14 protein-coding genes are annotated in these 17,548 nt (G+C 37.9%); 8 read left to right on the plus strand and 6 right to left on the minus strand.

Features of this window, described 5'->3' with window-relative positions; all coding sequences use genetic code 11:
• The first annotated feature begins 96 nt into the window (after positions 1-96).
• The 6 genes from QVL57_RS00930 to QVL57_RS00955 all read left to right on the plus strand — a co-directional run bounded on the left by QVL57_RS00930 (position 97) and on the right by QVL57_RS00955 (position 8,191).
• Positions 97-1,206, plus strand: coding sequence for an acyl-CoA dehydrogenase family protein (locus tag QVL57_RS00930; RefSeq protein ID WP_290076741.1), 1,110 nt, complete (start codon positions 97-99; stop codon positions 1,204-1,206).
• Positions 1,200-1,943: a PIG-L deacetylase family protein gene (locus QVL57_RS00935; protein ID WP_290076743.1), complete on the plus strand. Its 744-nt coding sequence runs from the start codon at positions 1,200-1,202 to the stop codon at positions 1,941-1,943. The genes QVL57_RS00930 and QVL57_RS00935 overlap by 7 nt, the downstream gene beginning before the upstream one ends.
• Positions 1,943-2,548 (plus strand): SAM-dependent methyltransferase, encoded by a 606-nt coding sequence (locus tag QVL57_RS00940; RefSeq protein WP_290076744.1) that lies wholly within the window; start codon positions 1,943-1,945, stop codon positions 2,546-2,548. The genes QVL57_RS00935 and QVL57_RS00940 overlap by 1 nt, the downstream gene beginning before the upstream one ends.
• Before the next feature lie 13 nt (positions 2,549-2,561).
• Positions 2,562-3,251, plus strand: a complete 690-nt coding sequence (locus QVL57_RS00945) for a uracil-DNA glycosylase family protein (protein WP_290076746.1) — start codon at positions 2,562-2,564, stop codon at positions 3,249-3,251.
• 7 nt (positions 3,252-3,258) lie between these two features.
• Positions 3,259-5,886 carry an aminopeptidase N gene (gene pepN / locus QVL57_RS00950; protein WP_290076748.1) on the plus strand — a complete coding sequence of 876 codons (2,628 nt, stop codon included), beginning with the start codon at positions 3,259-3,261 and terminating at the stop codon, positions 5,884-5,886.
• A gap of 127 nt (positions 5,887-6,013) precedes the next feature.
• Positions 6,014-8,191: a PAS domain-containing sensor histidine kinase gene (locus tag QVL57_RS00955; protein WP_290076750.1), complete on the plus strand. Its 2,178-nt coding sequence runs from the start codon at positions 6,014-6,016 to the stop codon at positions 8,189-8,191.
• Here QVL57_RS00955 and QVL57_RS00960 read toward each other — a convergent pair.
• The 6 genes from QVL57_RS00960 to QVL57_RS00985 form a co-directional block, all read right to left on the minus strand.
• On the minus strand, positions 8,176-9,507 hold the full coding sequence (locus QVL57_RS00960) for a HAMP domain-containing sensor histidine kinase (protein WP_290076752.1): 1,332 nt from the start codon (positions 9,505-9,507) through the stop codon (positions 8,176-8,178). The two genes, QVL57_RS00955 and QVL57_RS00960, sit on opposite strands and share 16 nt — an antisense overlap.
• Positions 9,508-9,580: 73 nt before the next feature.
• Complete coding sequence (locus QVL57_RS00965) at positions 9,581-10,258, minus strand: response regulator transcription factor (protein WP_290076754.1); 678 nt, start codon at positions 10,256-10,258, stop codon at positions 9,581-9,583.
• 6 nt (positions 10,259-10,264) lie between these two features.
• Positions 10,265-11,761, minus strand: coding sequence for a Do family serine endopeptidase (locus QVL57_RS00970; protein ID WP_290076756.1), 1,497 nt, complete (start codon positions 11,759-11,761; stop codon positions 10,265-10,267).
• Positions 11,762-11,824: 63 nt separating this feature from the next.
• Positions 11,825-13,714 (minus strand): cytochrome c biogenesis protein CcsA, encoded by a 1,890-nt coding sequence (gene ccsA, locus QVL57_RS00975; RefSeq protein ID WP_290076757.1) that lies wholly within the window; start codon positions 13,712-13,714, stop codon positions 11,825-11,827.
• A 3-nt stretch (positions 13,715-13,717) separates the two neighbouring features.
• The gene (locus QVL57_RS00980; RefSeq protein WP_290076758.1) at positions 13,718-14,128 is read right to left on the minus strand and encodes a cytochrome c maturation protein CcmE; all 411 of its coding nucleotides are present in this window, start codon (positions 14,126-14,128) and stop codon (positions 13,718-13,720) included.
• A gap of 7 nt (positions 14,129-14,135) precedes the next feature.
• The gene (locus QVL57_RS00985) at positions 14,136-14,723 is read right to left on the minus strand and encodes a hypothetical protein (protein ID WP_290076759.1); all 588 of its coding nucleotides are present in this window, start codon (positions 14,721-14,723) and stop codon (positions 14,136-14,138) included.
• 102 nt (positions 14,724-14,825) lie between these two features.
• Here QVL57_RS00985 and QVL57_RS00990 point away from each other — a divergent pair, with 102 nt between their 5' ends.
• Both QVL57_RS00990 and QVL57_RS00995 read left to right on the plus strand, forming a co-directional pair.
• Positions 14,826-16,916, plus strand: a complete 2,091-nt coding sequence (locus QVL57_RS00990) for a PBP1A family penicillin-binding protein (protein ID WP_290076760.1) — start codon at positions 14,826-14,828, stop codon at positions 16,914-16,916.
• Positions 16,909-17,547, plus strand: a complete 639-nt coding sequence (locus QVL57_RS00995) for a DUF1214 domain-containing protein (RefSeq protein ID WP_290076762.1) — start codon at positions 16,909-16,911, stop codon at positions 17,545-17,547. The genes QVL57_RS00990 and QVL57_RS00995 overlap by 8 nt, the downstream gene beginning before the upstream one ends.
• The last annotated feature ends 1 nt before the right edge of the window (position 17,548 follow it).

Here is a 17,548-nt window from a genome sequence, read left to right on the forward strand (position 1 = left end):
AATCCAGCTAATTTATTAGCTAGGTCACCAAAAAAACTTTTCAAAAACAAATAACGAGTCTGTTTTAACAATTAACTCGTCCTATGTTATTTTAGTATGTTTGAACATTTAGCAAAGCCAATTTTTAAAAAATTAAAAAACGATTATAAAAATAGCGAAACAGCAGGTCTTGCTTATGCGTGCAGCTTAGCCAAGCAAGCGGGGTTATTTAAAGCATGTTTACCAAAAGCTTATGGAGGACAAGATTTAGCCTTAGCTAATAATGCCGACTATCAAAATGCTTTTGTTCATATGCGGGCCTTGGGCTATGCCAATCCTTCTTTTGGTCGTATTTTTGAAGGTCATTTTAACGCTGTGCAATTGATTGACTGCTATGCTAATCCAGAATTAAAACATAAAATTTTTACTGCCCTAGCAAATAATCAGCTTGTCGGAGTTTGGGCTACTAACGGCGACAAACCACTGCAAGCCCAGCAGCGAGGCCAAAGCCAATACATTCTTGATGGTAACAAAATTTATGCCTCTGGAGCAGATTTATTAGATTTTGCAATAATTACTATAGAAAAAACTAGCCAAACTGGCTTAATGTTAGCAATAATAGATGTAAAAAACAAGGCAAGAGCGCAGATTAAACATTGGCAAGCCAGCGGAATGCGCGCTACAGCCTCAGGCGAATATGACTTTAGCAATATAGTAATAAGCGAACAGGATTTTATAGGCGTAGCTGATGATTATTTTAAAGAGCCATATTTCGACGGCGGGGTTTGGCGTTATTGCGCTATACAATTAGGCTGTGCTGAAGCTATAATAAATGACTGGCAGATAATGCTGCAGCAACGTAATAGAGTTAGGGACCCTATTCAAATCGCGCGTTTAGGCAAAGCAAAAATAGCAGCCCTATCTTGCGCAGCCAGCCTTTCTCAAGCCATAAGACAAATAGAGCAAAGCGCCAACCAAATTTCTGTAGAAACAACTAATCTAGGGGTCGCGGCTGCACTCAGCGCCCGCAAAATAACTGAAAATAGCTGTCTTTATATATTAAATCTTTGTGAAAAGGCTCTGGGAGTACAAGCTTTTTTAACCTCGTATGAAATTGAACAAAGACGCCGAGATCTAGGTTTGTTTCTACGCCAAGCCGCCCCAGATCAAAAATTACAAAAAGCAGCCGAGATTTTATTGCAAGCACCGGATTTATGGCTATGGTAACAGCATTTGCTAAAGGTACATTATTAAAAATAGCCGCCGATAACATAAGCATAAGCAGCTTATCTGCCAATGGCCCCATAGTTGTTTTGGCGCCTCATCCAGATGACGAAGCCTTAGGCTGCGGAGCAGCTATAGCAGCAGCAAGCGATATGGCAACAGATATACATATAATATGCCTTACAGATGGCCGAGCCTCACACCAAAATTCCCGCGATTGGTTTCCACAAAGGCTAATTGACACACGCCGCAAAGAATTCATAAAATCCTGTGATATATTAACTAATGGCAAAGCAAAAACCTATTGGTTAAATTATATAGATCAACACAGTCCAAATAACGGCAAAGAACAGCTAAAAGCTGCAGAAACTATAGCAACATTGCTAGCATATACAAATATAAAAGCAATATGGGCTAGTTGGCTTTTTGACCCACATATAGATCACAAAAATACAGCCAAAATCGCTTTATTATTGCAGCAACGTTACCTCAAAAATGCACAGCTTTATTTTTATTCTGTTTGGGGCCGTTTTATCAGGACAAAAGCTCTACAAAATTATAAGTGCTTTACTTTCGACCCCCAGCCCTATCTAGAGCGTAAAAAGGCAGCCAGTTTAGCACATAGAACACAAATGACTGCTTTGATAAATGATGATCCTGACGGCTTTATCATGCAGCAAGAAACGCTTGAACATCTAATCCACAGCCCCGAGTATTTCCTGAGCCTTAAAATAATATAATGAAAGACCGCTTTGACTTATTATATGAAAATAGCTTTGATCCGTGGGATTATTTGACTTCTCGCTATGAAGAAGAAAAATATTTAACCAGTCTAAAAACGCTGCCAAAACAAAATTATAATCGCATATTAGAGCTAGGATGTTCAATTGGCGTTTTTACGGACAAACTCGCATCCATGGCAAAGTCTGTCTATGCTATAGACAGCTCCACACTAGCTCTAAAGCGCGCAAAGCATATTTGTAGCAAACATAATAATATCCACTTTATACAAACCAAAATCCCCTATAACATGCCCAAGCTATTATATAAAAAATTTGATTTAATAATTTTGTCAGAATTTCTATATTATCTAACGCCAGAAGAGTTACAAAAGCTTGCCTATTTTATAGCACAATGTCTAACATCTTCTGCCCATTTATTATTAGTAAGCTATAGCTTGCCTATAGACGAGCAAATACAAGGCCCGCAAGCCGCAGAATATTTTTGCAGCTTTTTAGCCGCTACAAATAAAGTTAGCTTTAGACAAGAAATTTATAAACGAAAGAATTATCAAATAAATTTGCTAATTTGCAAAAAACTTTGCAAAAAACTGACTATATTGTAGTATGCTACGCATTATGGTTTTAGCCGCGCATAATAATTTTTCCTTTTCCGATATTGCTGAGATTTTTATCTTAGATAATAATGACTATATAATCGCGCCTCTGCCACAGAATAGATTGCTAGCACCTACGGCTTCCCCAAAGCCTACTCCTATAATAGTAAAAAAGCCAAAAATAACCACGCTCAGTGAATTGAAAAGGATAGTTGCTAGCTCAGAAGAGCTTAATTTAGAAAAAATTGCTAATAATTTATGTTTTTTCACTGCAATGCCTAAGCCGGCCCCCTGCGATATATTAATTTTTAGCGACTATCCAAACAGCACAGAAGATAAAACAGGCGAATTATTTACCGGGAAGCATAGCGAACTTTTGGATAAGATGCTTGACACCGCTGGACTAAAAAATAAAAACATAGCTAAAGCAAATTTAGTTTTTTGGCATCCTTTAGGAGGGGCGGCGCCCTCTGCACAACAAATAAAATTATGCTTACCTTTTGCAGAGCAACTCATTAATCTCTTGCAACCTAAAATATTATTGCTTTTAGGCAGCATAAGCTCTGCTTCATTAGCTAACGCGGCGAAAATGCATACAACAGCCAAAGTTATTACAAGCTACGATGTCAAAAATATTAATACTATAACGCCCAACATGGCCAAGCATTTATGGCAAGCCATATTAAATATAAAAACCAGCTTAACAGAATAGGTGCCAAATGACTAAACGCCCAATTTACTATCTTAGTGACTATAAACCCACCCCCTATTCTATCCCCAAAATAGATTTAGAATTCTATTTAGGTACAGAGCATACTATTGTAAAAGCTAGATTAGAAATACGCACAGAACAACAAAAATTAGTCCCGTTGATTTTAAATGGTGACGATTTAGATTTACAAGCAATAAGCATTAATGGACAGATTATTGATAAATCTGCTTATAGAGCTAGCCCTAATGAATTAGAAATTTTACAAATCCCAGCTACAAATTTCACCTTAGAAATTACCACTAAAATAAACCCAGATAGCAACTTGCAGCTTATGGGACTTTATCGCTCTAATGGCATTTTTTGTACACAATGTGAGGCTGAGGGCTTTAGGCGCATTACCTATTTTTACGACCGCCCAGATGTTTTAAGTGTATATACAGTATATATAGAAGCAGATAAAACCAAATGCCCTATTTTATTATCTAATGGAAATTTAATAGAGACTGGCGATCTAAACGAAAATAGGCATTTTGCCAGATGGCATGACCCCTTTCCTAAACCGTGCTACTTATTTGCTTTGGTGGCTGGTGATTTAGACGTTCTTAAAGACAGCTTTATAACCGCCAGCAAGAAAAAAGTTGACCTGGCTATATATACAGAAAAAGCTAAGACTAGCAGAGCAGCCTTTGCTATGGACTCACTAAAGCGCGCCATGATATGGGATGAAAAACAATTTTCACGTGAATATGATTTAGCTCTGTTCAATATAGTTGCGGTCAGCGATTTTAATATGGGAGCTATGGAAAATAAAGGGCTCAATATTTTTAATGACAAATGCATTTTAGCAGATAAAGAAACTGCCACAGATAGTGACTATGCTGGCGTTGAACGTGTAGTTGCCCACGAATATTTTCATAATTGGACAGGCAATCGTATAACATGTCGCGATTGGTTTCAGCTATGCTTAAAAGAAGGCCTAACAGTTTATAGAGACCAAAGATTCCGCGCGGCAGAGCGCTCCGCCGCGGTACAGCGCATAAATGACGTGCGCCAATTAATAGCTAGCCAATTTTCAGTAGATGCTGGGCCCTTATCTCATCCGGTAAGGCCCAACCAATATAGTGAAATCAATAATTTTTACACCACTACAGTTTATGAAAAAGGCGCAGAGCTCGTACGCATGCTGCACACTATGCTAGGAGAACAACACTTTCACAAAGCTATGGACCGTTATTTCGAAATTCATGATGGACAGGCCTGTACTGTAGAAGACTTTGTTGCATGTTTCGAACATGTAAGCAACCAAGATCTCAGCCAGTTCATGTTATGGTACTCACAATCTGGAACACCACATATTAAAGCATTAATATCTTTTGAAAACTCTACGCTGAAAATTCAATTAGAGCAAAGTTTGCAACAAGGCACAAATAATCAAAAACTCCAGCCTATGAGCATTCCCATCAATTTTAATTTGCTTAGCCAGCAAGGACAGCTTTTACAACATGGCCTGCTTTTGCTTACTAAAGAAAAGGACAGTTTTGAATTTCATGCTTTAGCAGACATGCCATATGTTTCACTATTATGCGGCTTATCAAGTCCAGTAACCATAGAAAAAAAATATGTAAACGGACATAGCGCAGAGCAAGACCGGCTGTTTTTGATAAAACACGACAAAGATCCAGTAAATATCTGGCATAATTTACAGCAACTAAGTTTAGAAAAACTAGCCGCTATAATAAAAAACTATACAACAAACAATAATGTACACACTTCAGAATTAGATCCGGATATTGCGCAAGCGATGCAAGCTATAGCCAATAATAGCGAGCTAGAGCCAGCTTTAAAAGCTACCTATCTAAGTTTGCCCAGCGAACGAGAAATTGCACAATATCTAAAAGAGAACCTTAATCCCGAGCATATTTACAAAGCCCGTTGTGTCATGCAAGAAAATATAGCAAAAGCTAATATAGAAATCTTTAAAGACATATTAACAAAATTTGCTCCACAGGCCAATTATAGCCCTATCGCAGAAGAGGCTGGCAAACGCGCCCTATATAATATAGCCATATTTTATATTTCATTATACGAAAACTCTCCAACCCGCGCATATGAGCAATATAATAATGCGGATAACTTAACAATGCGTGTTGCAGCTTTAAGTATGCTACTTCATAAATTCCCGAAAGCCGAGAACACCAATCAAGCTCTAAAGGATTTTGAAAATCTATATGCAGAAACCCCTTTGGTTATGGATAAGTGGTTTGCATTACAAGCAACGGTAAGCTCGACTGAAAGTCTGGCACAAGTAAAAGCTTTGTGCAAACATGCGGCCTTTTCTTTTAATAACCCAAATAGGGTTAGAGCGCTAATAGGCAGCTTCGCTTACGGTAATCTAGTTAATTTTCATGCAGAAGATGGCGCAGGATATCAATTTGTGAGCAAGATAATATTACAAATTGACCCGCATAATCCGCATTTAGCAGCGAATCTCTTGGGAGCGTTTGGCGATTGGCAAAAATTTGAGCCAAAGCGCTATGCACAGGCCAAAGCTGTATTAGAAAACATGCTTGAAAAACCAACTATTTCAAATGATATAGCAGATATATTATCCCGTATGTTAAAAAAAGAGGCATAAATAATATAAAATTCTTTATTTTCAGCTAGTTATCATAAAAATTAATAATTTATTAAAATAACTCTAGACATAATGAATCAGTTTTGATTCACTCTATGTATAAATTTTAATTTTGGTAGGATTACCTATGATAAATTCTGGCGCACAAAATGTGGCTAAGTCGGCTTATAATAAAACCACTGGGGTTATTAATAAACCAACTGTAGCTTTTTGGCCACATTATCTACACGCCTCTTTATTCAAAATCAGAACCTACACCCATTTTTATGTTATAGGAGCTTTTTGTGTTTTCTTGGTTGCTATAAGCAGTATCTTTCTGGTCCATTTCAAACAAGAAAAAAACAAAAAAGAGCAATATATAAAGGCCCAAATACACGCAACGGCAAATGGTTTGCTACTGGCCATAAACCAAACTGTTAAAGAAAACAAAAATCTCACATCGGAGCAAGCCAAAGAGTTACTGCAACAGACGTGGGCCAAAAGTCTTCTACCAATACAATCCTCTTTAATCATTGAGATATTATCGCCCAATGGGGCTTTACTAGCCAGTAACGAAAATCTTTTGCCGAATAAAAAAGAACATAAAGCACTTATATATAAAGCAACAACACCCGTGGCCTCTTATAGCGTTCTTACCTATCTTTCCGATGAAGCTGCCCTGGACTTAAAAAAAGAAATATATTGGGCGATATTAGAAATTGCAGCACTATTACTTATCTGCTCTTCTTTACTATACGCTTATTATAAACAATTCCTATACACAAAAAGCTACGAAACTCTCCTACGGGATGCAAACTCTAGATTTTCTGCTGCAATGGACAGCGCTCAATGTGGTATGTGGGACTGGCATTTGGCAACTGGCAGGGTTTTCTGGTCTTCTTCACTTTACACAATGCTAGGGTACAAGCCCCTATCAGGTCCCTTATCTATAGACGCTATTAACGACTTAATCAATGACGAAACAATAGACCTATATGAAATAGCGAATGCCTTATTAAAAAGCAACCTACATGATATAGATCTCAATTTACCTATACGTCATGCACAGGGCCACTGCGTGTGGATACGCTTAAAAGCACAGCTAGACAGTTCTAGCTTGCCCCATCTTATCGGCATGTCTTTTGATATTAGTGACCAATATGAATTAGCTTGCAAAATAGAGCAATCGGATTTACAAACACGCGAAGCTATAGAAAATATATCTGAGTCTTTTGCTTTGTGGGACAAGGATAATCGCTTGGTTATGTGCAACAGCAAATACCGCAAACACACCGGATTGCCAGAGCATTTATTACAGCCCGGCGTGTTACGTACAAATATAGAAACTAAGTCACAAATAGGCCCAACAGCAGCAGAGATTATTTATGAGGCAGATGGGCTAAAGATTTACGAAAGACAGCTAGACACAAATAATTGGGTAAAGGTAAATGACAAAAAAACTAGCGACGGTGGTCTGGTTTCCATAGCTACAGATATATCACAATTTAAACTAAACAATAAACATCTAGAAGAAAAACACCAATCATTACTAGATATAATTCAGCAAATGAAAATCAAAGGTAATGAAAATATTCAGTTAACTAAAAAACTACAAACTGAAAAAGAAAAAGCAGAAAACGCTAATAAAGCAAAGTCAGAATTTTTAGCAAATATGTCCCATGAATTACGCACCCCACTAAATGCAATTATTGGCTTTTCGCAAATGATGCTTTCGGCTACTTTTGGTCCCCTAGCCAATGAGAGGTATCAGGAGTACATAAATGACATACATGCCTCAGGCAAGCATTTGCTAACTTTGATTAATGATATTTTGGACATGTCTAAAATTGAAGCCGGACGCTTTAGCCTAGATTTGCAAAAAGAAGATATAATACCTATAATACAAGAAACACAAAGATTTTTTGCGCCTAATATTAGCGAAAAAGAGCTCAGTGCCGAGCTAAATATGCCAGAAACTTTACCAGCCAACATAGATAAACGTGCAATTAAACAAGTCTTCTTAAATATTTTATCAAATGCAGTGAAATTCAGTTTACCAAAAGGTCAAATAACAATTTCAGCAATACAAAAAAATAATATTGTAGCTATTCAAATAAGCGACAACGGAGTTGGTATTTCTGCTGAAGCATTAGCAAAGTTAGGCAGACCTTTTGAACAAGTAGAAAACCAATTTAGCAAAACTTATGCTGGCTCCGGCCTTGGGTTAGCCATCTCTAAGTCCCTAATTGAACTACATAATGGACAACTAAAAATAGAATCGCAAGAACATAAAGGAACAACTGTTTCTATTTACCTGCCCGCATAAGGTTCACCCTTATTATTTGGAAAAGATAGTACGACCTTAAAGCCATTCCCAGTATTGCTAAGAGCCATAGCGCCATTATGAAAATGCATAACAGCCTTAACTAAATTAAGCCCTATACCTATACCTGGTTGAGTTCTGCTTTTTTCGGCCCGATAAAAACGCTCGCTAAGCTTTTCTAACTCTTGTTCATTCACGCCTTCGCCATTATCTTGTACAATAATCAACAAATTTTCAATGCTATTCGCCATAACCTCCAGCTGCATATCAATTGTAACGCGGCTTGGCTCGGCATTGCTAGCGCCATATTTAATGGCATTGTCAAAAATATTAAACAATGCTTGCGCTACTAGCTCACGATTAAGAAACATCGAATAATCAAATGTTTGCCCCACACTTAGCTCTATACCAGCATTCTGCGCTACGGGAGCGCAAAACTCTATTACATCCAGCAATAAATCTTTTACATTTAAGTAACTCAAAATTTCTGTAGAATTACTTGTTTCTAATCTTGAAACTAATAAAATAGCATTAAAAGTCGTAATAATCTGGTCAACTTGACCTATTATAGCGCTAAGAGAGTTTTGATACATAGCTGCAGAAAAATCAGGGCTTTGCGCATGTATCAAAGAAGCCTGAGCTATATTTTTAAGTCGCGTTAGGGGAGTTTTTAGATCATGCGCCACATTATCAGAAATTTCCTTTATCCCGCTATTCAATTTTTCTATTTTTTCTAGCATAACATTTAAATTAACAACTAAACGAGCTAGCTCATCATTACTGCAGGATACGGGTAGTCTTTCCGTCAAATCTCCGGCCATTATGCGTCCACTAGCTTTGGTGATATTATCTATAGTTTTTAATACCCGGCGAGAAACAAAAAACCATATCAAAAATGCCCCGATAAACATCAAAATAAGCGCAGCAAATAAAGCATGAGAAGTTATTTTGATATATTTATCTAAATCATTAAGATCTCGGCCTATAAGCAAGCGAAACCCATTTTGTAAGGTTAGACTAACTGCCATAGCTTTATGCGCGTAATGCTCTGCTTCTTGACCATAATGCAGGTAGCTGTAAGAATGTGTCGGGCCGCGTAGATTATCTGTTTCTACTTGCTCGGCATTTGCTTGTACTATTCGGCCCAAAGGGTCCAATAAAACATATAAAAAAGCACCAGGATGTCGCGATCGCTTATCTATCTCGCGTAATAAAACTTGTAGCCCCTTTTGCTTATATAGATTGGCTAAACTATAGCGCTCTTTTTGCAAACTACTATAGGTTTGCTCTGAAAGCAGCGAAATAGACGAAAACGTCATATAATGCCAAAATAAAATGGCAACGAGCCCAAATAAAAAAAGATAGCATAAACTCAATCGAAAGGCAGTAGTTCTATAAACTCGCATTTAATATATAGCCTTGCCCACGCACAGTGGTTAAAAGTGAAGGAACGCCAGCTTGCTCCATCTTTGTGCGAAGACGTGAAATGTGCACGTCTACCACATTGGTTTGCGGATCAAAATGATAATTCCAGACATTTTCTAAAAGCATAGTCCTGGTTACCAATTGCCCGGCATTACGAAATAAATATTCAAGCAACAAAAATTCACGTGGCTGCAACATTATTTCATTATTGTTATACCAAGCCTTGTGTACTACACGATCTAATGTTAAATCACCAAGCTTTAATAAAGTCTCACTAGCCTGTTGCTTTTTCCTAACGGCTAAAACTTCAACCCGCGCCAATAATTCTGCAAATGCATAAGGCTTACCAAGATAATCATCGCCACCACAGCGCAAGCCTTTTACTTTATCCTCTACTGTGCTTAAGGCAGAAACAATTAAAATAGGCGTATCTATATTATTTTTACGCAATTTACTAATTAAACTCAACCCGTCGCCCATAGGCAAAAGCCGATCTATGATTAAAACATCAAAATTGCTTTTCATAGCTCTTTCATAACCACTTTTGGCATCAAAAGCGGCATACACCTCCAAACCCGCTTCTTGCAAAGCTTGCTGCAGATAATATACCGCTTCTTTATCGTCCTCTATAATTAGAATACGCATATTATGCTAGTTTTTAAGTGGCAAAGCTACAAAGCGATTTTGCTCATTATCTTCTATTTGAAACAATACAGCATTACGCCCAGATTTTTTAGCTAACTCTATAGCTTGACTAAAATCTTTCAGCGTATCCACTTTTTGGTTATTAACAGCTTTCAAAATATCGCCAGAGCGCAATCCTTTATCCGCTGCATCGCTGTCTGCGTCAACATGGATTATCAATAAACCCTTGCCATGTGCATTTTCTTTTAAGCTTAGCCCAAATTGCCGAGCTACAAGATCTTTGCTACCCTCAGCGCTACGCGTAAATACGTGGCGGGTTTTGTCTTTTGGCATTGGCTGCACAGTAATTTTTACTGTTTCTTTCTTCCCCGCGCGCCATAAGCTTAGATCGGCTGTATGTTGTGGAGCAATATCAGCAATTTTTTTTGCTAAATCCCTAGCATCCTTAACAGCAGCACCATTTACGGCTACTATTGCATCACCAGATTTAAGCCCTGCTTTATAAGCCGGGCCATCTTTTGTAGTGTCAGCAATAATCGCGCCATTAGCTGGCACCAAGCCTATAGAATCTGCTATTTCCTTAGTAATCGGCTGTATCTGCACGCCTATCCAACCCCGCTCCACAGCGCCTTTTGCTTTTAATTGAGCCACCACACTTTGGGCAGTACTCGAAGGTATAGCAAAGGCTATGCCAACACTACCACCCGAAGGAGAATAAATAGCAGTATTAATACCAACAACGGCACCAGATAAATCAAAAGTAGGGCCACCGGAGTTACCACGGTTTACAGCTGCATCTATTTGTATAAAATCATCATAAGCACTAGCGCCAATATCACGGCCACGTGCAGAAACAATACCCGCAGTTACTGTGCCACCTAAACCAAAGGGGTTACCAACAGCAACCACCCAATCGCCTACTCTTACTTTACTATCATCAGCAAATTTTACAAAAGGGAAAGAGGATTTAGCATCCTCTACTTTTAATAACGCTATATCCGTACGAGAATCGCTGCCAAGTAATTTTGCCTTTAGCTCTTTACCATTATCTAAAATTACAGAAAACGCAGTACCTTCATTCACCACGTGGTAATTAGTAACCACATAACCATCACTCGAAATAAAAAAACCGGAACCTTGCGCTACCAAGTGTAATCGGCCATGTTGGCGCGACTTTTTCATATGAGTAAAATTTTCATCAAAATCTTTAAAAAAACGCTTTATAGGGCTATCATCCGGTAGTGCGTCCATATTAGGAAAATCAAAAAAGCTGGTAAAATCACTTTCATCGCTAGTTTCATCACTGCGCACTTGTACGGAAACTACAGCTGGCTTTATCCGTTCTACCAAATCCGCAAAACCTTGGTGAGCTACTTGCTTCATAGGCACTATAGGTAATAAAGCTGCATTAGAAAAAGAAGGCATAACAACTAGGGCCGTTGCGCTAAAAATTGAAAAAAAACTACTTGCTACTATTGGTTTTCTTAATTTTTTATATAACATAGTATCTCTCCACGAAGTTTATAATATTTACTAACAATAACATAGTATTCTAAGACGCAGTTTTTATGAAACTTTTGTAATAAAACGCAGTCTATAATTTAACTTGCCAAACAAACTAAACACAGCGCCGCATACGCTTATAAAAGCACCCAACCAAATTAGTAATATATTGTAGTTATAAGAAATAGACATAGCTAAATGCTTAGCATTTTCATTTTGTGCAGCTAAATACAGCTGCGAAAAGCCATAATTGCGTAAAGCTATTACAGATATTTGCTGTTTTTGGCGAAAATAACGCCGTTGCTGCAAAGTCAATTGGTATAAAGTTTTTGGCTGATTTTGAGACCGTACGGTAAATATATAATTTGTAGCTTCATAATTGGGCGCCGTACTAAGCGAATAGTCACTATATTTTATCTCAAACGCCCCACCCATAGTATTAAAAATTTTACTTTCACCAATAGCTAAAGTTGTATTCACATGGGAACTAAATACGCTACTAATTATTACACCCAATGCAAGAATCGCTATGCCAAAATGCGCAAATAAAGACGATAAATCAGCTAAACCAAAAACTGCATAAAATTTTATCTTACGCCAAATATTATAGAATTCTATTAGCAGAACCAATAGGCAAAAGCCCAATAATAGCAACCGCAATAACAGAAATAATTCCAAATGCTGTAACAAATAATATATAATTGTGCAGAAAGAAATTGCAGCCACAATATAATATACAGAATGCATAGTACAATATTTGGATAAATTACCAAATGGCATGAGCATTAATAAAAACAGCATAACCGGAAGGCTGATGTATGAATAATAACTAGGTTTAATAAATATATTGACGTTGAACAAAATATTCCAAATTAAAGGGGTAAAGCTAGAAAATAATAAACTAGTAATTAGCACAAGCAGGCCACCAAACAAGCACATAGCTAAAACAGAACTACCAGAAGATAGAAGCTTTATTTTAGGCAATCTAAAATAAAAAATAACTATAGCTGGTAAAATTATAGCCACTATCAGTAATAAAACTGCGATACTATGCAAACTATCTGACACAAAACTATGTACTGAAAATAAAAAATTTGTTCTCGCAAAAAAGGTGCCTATTAAAGCAAGGCTAAAAGCTAAAATAGCAAATCTTATAGACCAGGTAAACTTTTTGGCATGCATACCCCCTAACGCAGCTAACCAAGGCATAAGCGCGTAGTTTTCTACAGGGTCGAAAGACCAATATCCACCCCACCCCAGCTCATAATAAGCCCAGTAAGACCCAGCTATCATAGCCATACTTAAAAAAATCCAAGCAATTTTGCTATATTTCCTTATCACCGCTTCGATAGTAACATCAAGGGGTCTAAACAGCATTACCAACGCCAAAGAAAAGCCTAACGATAACCCACTATAGCCCAAATATAACAAGGGCGGGTGGATGACAAGATTAATATCCTCTAGCAAAGCGCTTGAATCTGTACCTTGTAAAGCAGCGGGATACAAACGCAAAAATGGGTTAGCAAAAAAAATTAAAAACAATAAAAAAAGGACTAAGATTATCGATTGCACTAAAAATACGCCGAGCTTTACCTCCTTTATTAAAGTGTTTTCTGCTAAAGCAAACACTGCACTGTACTGGCTTATAAAAAAACACCATAAAAGCATAGACCCCGAATAGCTTGCCCATAAAGAACCAAGACGAAATAACAATGGCTTAAGGCTATCAGAACTCTGGGCTATTATAGCTACAGAAAAATCCGAGACATAAAAGCCATATAAAAGCGTAAGACAAGTAAATAACAATAAAATTACGTTCAGGGTAATCGACAAGGAAACAATGGGCAACCAAAATTCGCTACGCATCCTAAGTCCAGCAATACAAAAAACAATTTGCACTATAGTTAAAGCAACAGAGCTACATAAAACAAAATGTCCTATTTCTATCCACATCGCTTATTTTATCGCCCTATAAGTTTCATCATGCTTTGCTAAAATTTGCGTCGCCTCAAAGCCATAGCTACCATCTGGTCTCGAAATAAAATGACCCTGTACGGTAACGCCCTGTCCTTCGCGAAAAAGCGCTGGCAGTTTTCCTTTATACATAACTAAAACAGATTTATCGCCATCTGTAAGCAGAAAAGAAGCCTTACTTGGCGCAAAGCTATTACGCTTTACATATCCCCCTATACGTAGCTGTTTCATTGAATTGTAGTCGCTAAGTGTTAACTGGGATGGCGTTTTAAAAAAACTAATCATATTGTTAAAGGCATATAAAGTGCAGATAATAGCTAAAATACCAGCAATTACAAATATAAGTGGCAAAAATATTTGCTGATACCTGCTTCTATGTCTTATGGAGTACATAATTAAATTACCCGATTTTATATTGCATAATAAAAGCTTTTATTTTGGCTTTTTCTGCTTGCGTTAATTGCGCACTCGTTAAAAATTGCTGCAATATTGCTACCGCTTCTTTGTTTTTTCTGCGCTGGTGCAAAGCTAAGGCCAAATATACCACAGGGTATATGTCATTTGGCGCTAAAGAAGCTGCCTGCTTCAATAATACCATATTTTCTTCACTTATGTAAAAGTCAGTTTTTGCCGCAGCTTGAGCTAACACATAGCCAACTAAAAGCGGCGCCGTTGTTACACCTTGTTTCAAAGCCTTACTATAGTTATCGGCCGCGTCTTGATAATGCTGTGTAGCCAATTGCTGTGTAGCCAGTTTAACAAAATACTGCTTGCCATCGCTAGCGGGGCTAATTAATCCAGGAGAGCCGAGCAAAGCATAAAGCCCAAAAGTTAAACAAACAAAGCTAAACATGCAAACAACTAAAATTCTATAATTAGCTTTTGCATCTACAGAGGGCGAGGCAATCAATGCCCGCAACGAAAGCGTAGATAGCATTAATAAGGATATAGAAAAGCAGATAAAAATTGTAGTTAACCAAAAGAGCATAATAGAGCTATACTGGATTTTTTACAAAAAAACTATAGAAAAACGCCCCCTCTGCCCCATATGGACAACTAATACCCATATTATTATAGATAAATTTGTAAGATGCTATGGCCTAAAAAAAATAAAAATAAAAAATTCAAAAGTCCAGGTAGCGACAAACTTATAGCTATAGATTCACTTATTGATGACAGCTTATTTAAAATAAAGAATTCAACTGCTGTAGCCTGGGGTATCTTGCTTAATACTATAGAGCGATATCGCCTTACTGGTTTTTTGCGTGCTGTAATAGAAATAACAGATGAAGCGCTAACATTTTTGCTTATCTTTACAGCATTATTTACTATTCTTGCCACTTCGATATTACAAATAACCAAAACCGACTGGTATAATAAAGACCATCTTTCGGTTACTTTTTTAGACCGCTATAATAAGCTACTCGGCTCTAGGGGCACCGTACAATCACAAAATGTCGCTATAGACCAAATGCCGCCTTATGTTGTCAAAGCAGTTTTAGCAACAGAAGATCGTCGTTTTTTCTATCATTACGGCATAGATTTATATGGGCTCAGCAGAGCCTTATCGCAAAATTTGGCGCAAGGCGGCGTAGTACAAGGAGGTTCTACCCTTACACAACAATTGGCTAAAAATATGTTTTTAAGCAATGAGCGTACCCTTGTGCGAAAAGTTAAGGAAGCAGTTTTAGCTTTATGGTTCGAAAGAAATTACGACAAAAAACAAATACTACAAATGTATCTTAATAACGCCTATATGGGTGGCGGTGCCTTTGGCATTAACGCTGCAGCAAAATTCTATTTCGGAAAAGACATAAGACAAGTTAGCTTGGCAGAGGCCGCTATGTTAGCTGGCCTATTTAAAGCGCCAAGTAAATACGCGCCCCACATACATCCAGAAGCAGCCAAAGAACGAGCCGATGTTGTGCTTTCTAATCTGGTAAATAGCGGATTTATGAATGAAAGCGAAATAAAAGAAGCCCGGGCCCACCCAGCACAAGCCATTGTAACCACTCCTTTTACCAGCCCAGATTATTTCTTGGATTATGCCTATGAAAAAATTAAAGAAATGCAGGATAAATTCAATGAACACTCATTAATAGTACAAACAACACTAGACCCAAATATCCAAGAGGCCGCACAGGCGGCTGTACAATATCACCTACAGCAATATGGCAAAAGCTATAATGTAAGCCAAGCCGCAGTGGTAGTATTGTCTAATGACGGTAGTTTGCGGGCGATGATAGGCGGCAAGGACTATGGCGAAAGCCATTTTAACCGCGCAGTGCATGGGGGGCGCCAAGCTGGGTCTGCATTCAAACCCTACGTTTATGCTGTAGTTATGGAGCGCGGCTTAACGCCGGATACAACCATAGTAGACGCACCAATAAATTGGGGCGGCTGGGCACCGCGCAACGACAATGGTAGATTCATAGGGCGTATAAATTTAACCACAGCGCTGGCATATTCGATAAATAGCGTGCCAGTGCGCCTGACTTATGAATTTCTGCATGGCGACACACAGCCGATACGCGATCTGATAAAAAATATGGGTATAAATGCTGATATTCTAGCGCATAAAACCATGGTTTTGGGTACTTCAAATATGACAACCATGGATCAAGCTACGGGCTTTAACGTCTTTGCTAATGGCGGAAGAGCCGGAAATCGCCATTTATTTTTAAAGATTAGTTCCGGTAGTGGTCGTCTATTATGGCTTTATAATGGGCAAGAAAATCCCATGCGCCAGGTAATGAGCGCACAATCGGCCGCTTATATGAACCAAATGATGACGCAAGTGGTAACAAGAGGCTCTGGGCACCGTGCGGCACTAGAAAATATACCAGTTGCTGGAAAAACTGGTACCTCTCAGGCCTATAGAGATGCCTGGTTTGTTGGCTTTACTGGAGATTATACGACAGCCGTATGGATGGGAAATGATAATTATAGCCCAACTAATAGGCTTTTTGGAGGAATTTTACCCGCTATGATATTCCATACAATTATGGAATATGCTCATAGAAATATCAAATTGCATCCATTATTTGGCGTGGCGCAAAATATTTCTCGCCCTTCAAATGAGCCCAATGAAGATACGATTAACTATGGTAATTTAGGGGTATTATCGCCAGTTTCTACCGACATATTAGAGGATATTAATAAGGCGCTGACGCATGATTAAATATCTTTCAACCGTTATTTGGGCTTCAATTATAGGAATCGCCATAGGCATAGCTAGTTTTTATTTTACTTTGCGCCATTTACCAGCGCTAGAGCATATTAAAATTGGCAATTGGTACAGCACTTCTCCAGGCTTAAGCATTCAGCAAAGCCCATATGAAATTGCGCATCAAACTATAGCTCACAAATTTTCTTTAGAAACTAATGAAGATATTATACTAAGGGCTAAATTTGACGAAAATGGCAAGCGACTAGATGCAGCCTGTGTTTATCAAATAAATGGTCCTTTTCCCCCATCTAGTTTATTTACGCTATACGCGCTAGCTCAGAATGAACGGACTGTAATAACAAATTCTATTGCAACGTTTGAAGCACAAGGAAAATTACCAATAGCCGCTTTATTACCATTCGAACTTAGCTCTAATAATATTATCGCTCCTTACAATAATGATTATACGATATATATATCTTCATTAAACAATCCAATGTCAGGGAATTGGCTTGCTGCTCCTGAAACTGGCAAATTTAGCTTAATCTTGTCTTTATACAACAGCCCCTATCTACGAGCCCGAACGGCTGAAAAACTTAAATTACCGCCGATCCATATGATATCATGCAATAAAAAACTATAAG

The organism is Bartonella sp. TP, from assembly GCF_030406085.1.
Lineage (GTDB): Bacteria > Pseudomonadota > Alphaproteobacteria > Rhizobiales > Rhizobiaceae > CALTWN01.

Bases quoted from the DNA above. Each gene is read 5' to 3' on its own strand.
- QVL57_RS00955 (WP_290076750.1), top strand. From the start codon at position 6,014: ATGATAAATTCTGGCGCACAAAATGTGGCTAAGTCGGCTTATAATAAA.
- QVL57_RS00970 (WP_290076756.1), bottom strand. From the start codon at position 11,761: ATGTTATATAAAAAATTAAGAAAACCAATAGTAGCAAGTAGTTTTTTT.
- QVL57_RS00990 (WP_290076760.1), top strand. From the start codon at position 14,826: ATGCTATGGCCTAAAAAAAATAAAAATAAAAAATTCAAAAGTCCAGGT.
- pepN (WP_290076748.1), top strand. From the start codon at position 3,259: ATGACTAAACGCCCAATTTACTATCTTAGTGACTATAAACCCACCCCC.
- QVL57_RS00935 (WP_290076743.1), top strand. From the start codon at position 1,200: ATGGTAACAGCATTTGCTAAAGGTACATTATTAAAAATAGCCGCCGAT.
- QVL57_RS00960 (WP_290076752.1), bottom strand. From the start codon at position 9,507: ATGACGTTTTCGTCTATTTCGCTGCTTTCAGAGCAAACCTATAGTAGT.
- QVL57_RS00965 (WP_290076754.1), bottom strand. From the start codon at position 10,258: ATGCGTATTCTAATTATAGAGGACGATAAAGAAGCGGTATATTATCTG.
- QVL57_RS00985 (WP_290076759.1), bottom strand. From the start codon at position 14,723: ATGCTCTTTTGGTTAACTACAATTTTTATCTGCTTTTCTATATCCTTA.
- QVL57_RS00930 (WP_290076741.1), top strand. From the start codon at position 97: ATGTTTGAACATTTAGCAAAGCCAATTTTTAAAAAATTAAAAAACGAT.
- QVL57_RS00945 (WP_290076746.1), top strand. From the start codon at position 2,562: ATGGTTTTAGCCGCGCATAATAATTTTTCCTTTTCCGATATTGCTGAG.
- QVL57_RS00980 (WP_290076758.1), bottom strand. From the start codon at position 14,128: ATGTACTCCATAAGACATAGAAGCAGGTATCAGCAAATATTTTTGCCA.
- ccsA (WP_290076757.1), bottom strand. From the start codon at position 13,714: ATGTGGATAGAAATAGGACATTTTGTTTTATGTAGCTCTGTTGCTTTA.
- QVL57_RS00995 (WP_290076762.1), top strand. From the start codon at position 16,909: ATGATTAAATATCTTTCAACCGTTATTTGGGCTTCAATTATAGGAATC.
- QVL57_RS00940 (WP_290076744.1), top strand. From the start codon at position 1,943: ATGAAAGACCGCTTTGACTTATTATATGAAAATAGCTTTGATCCGTGG.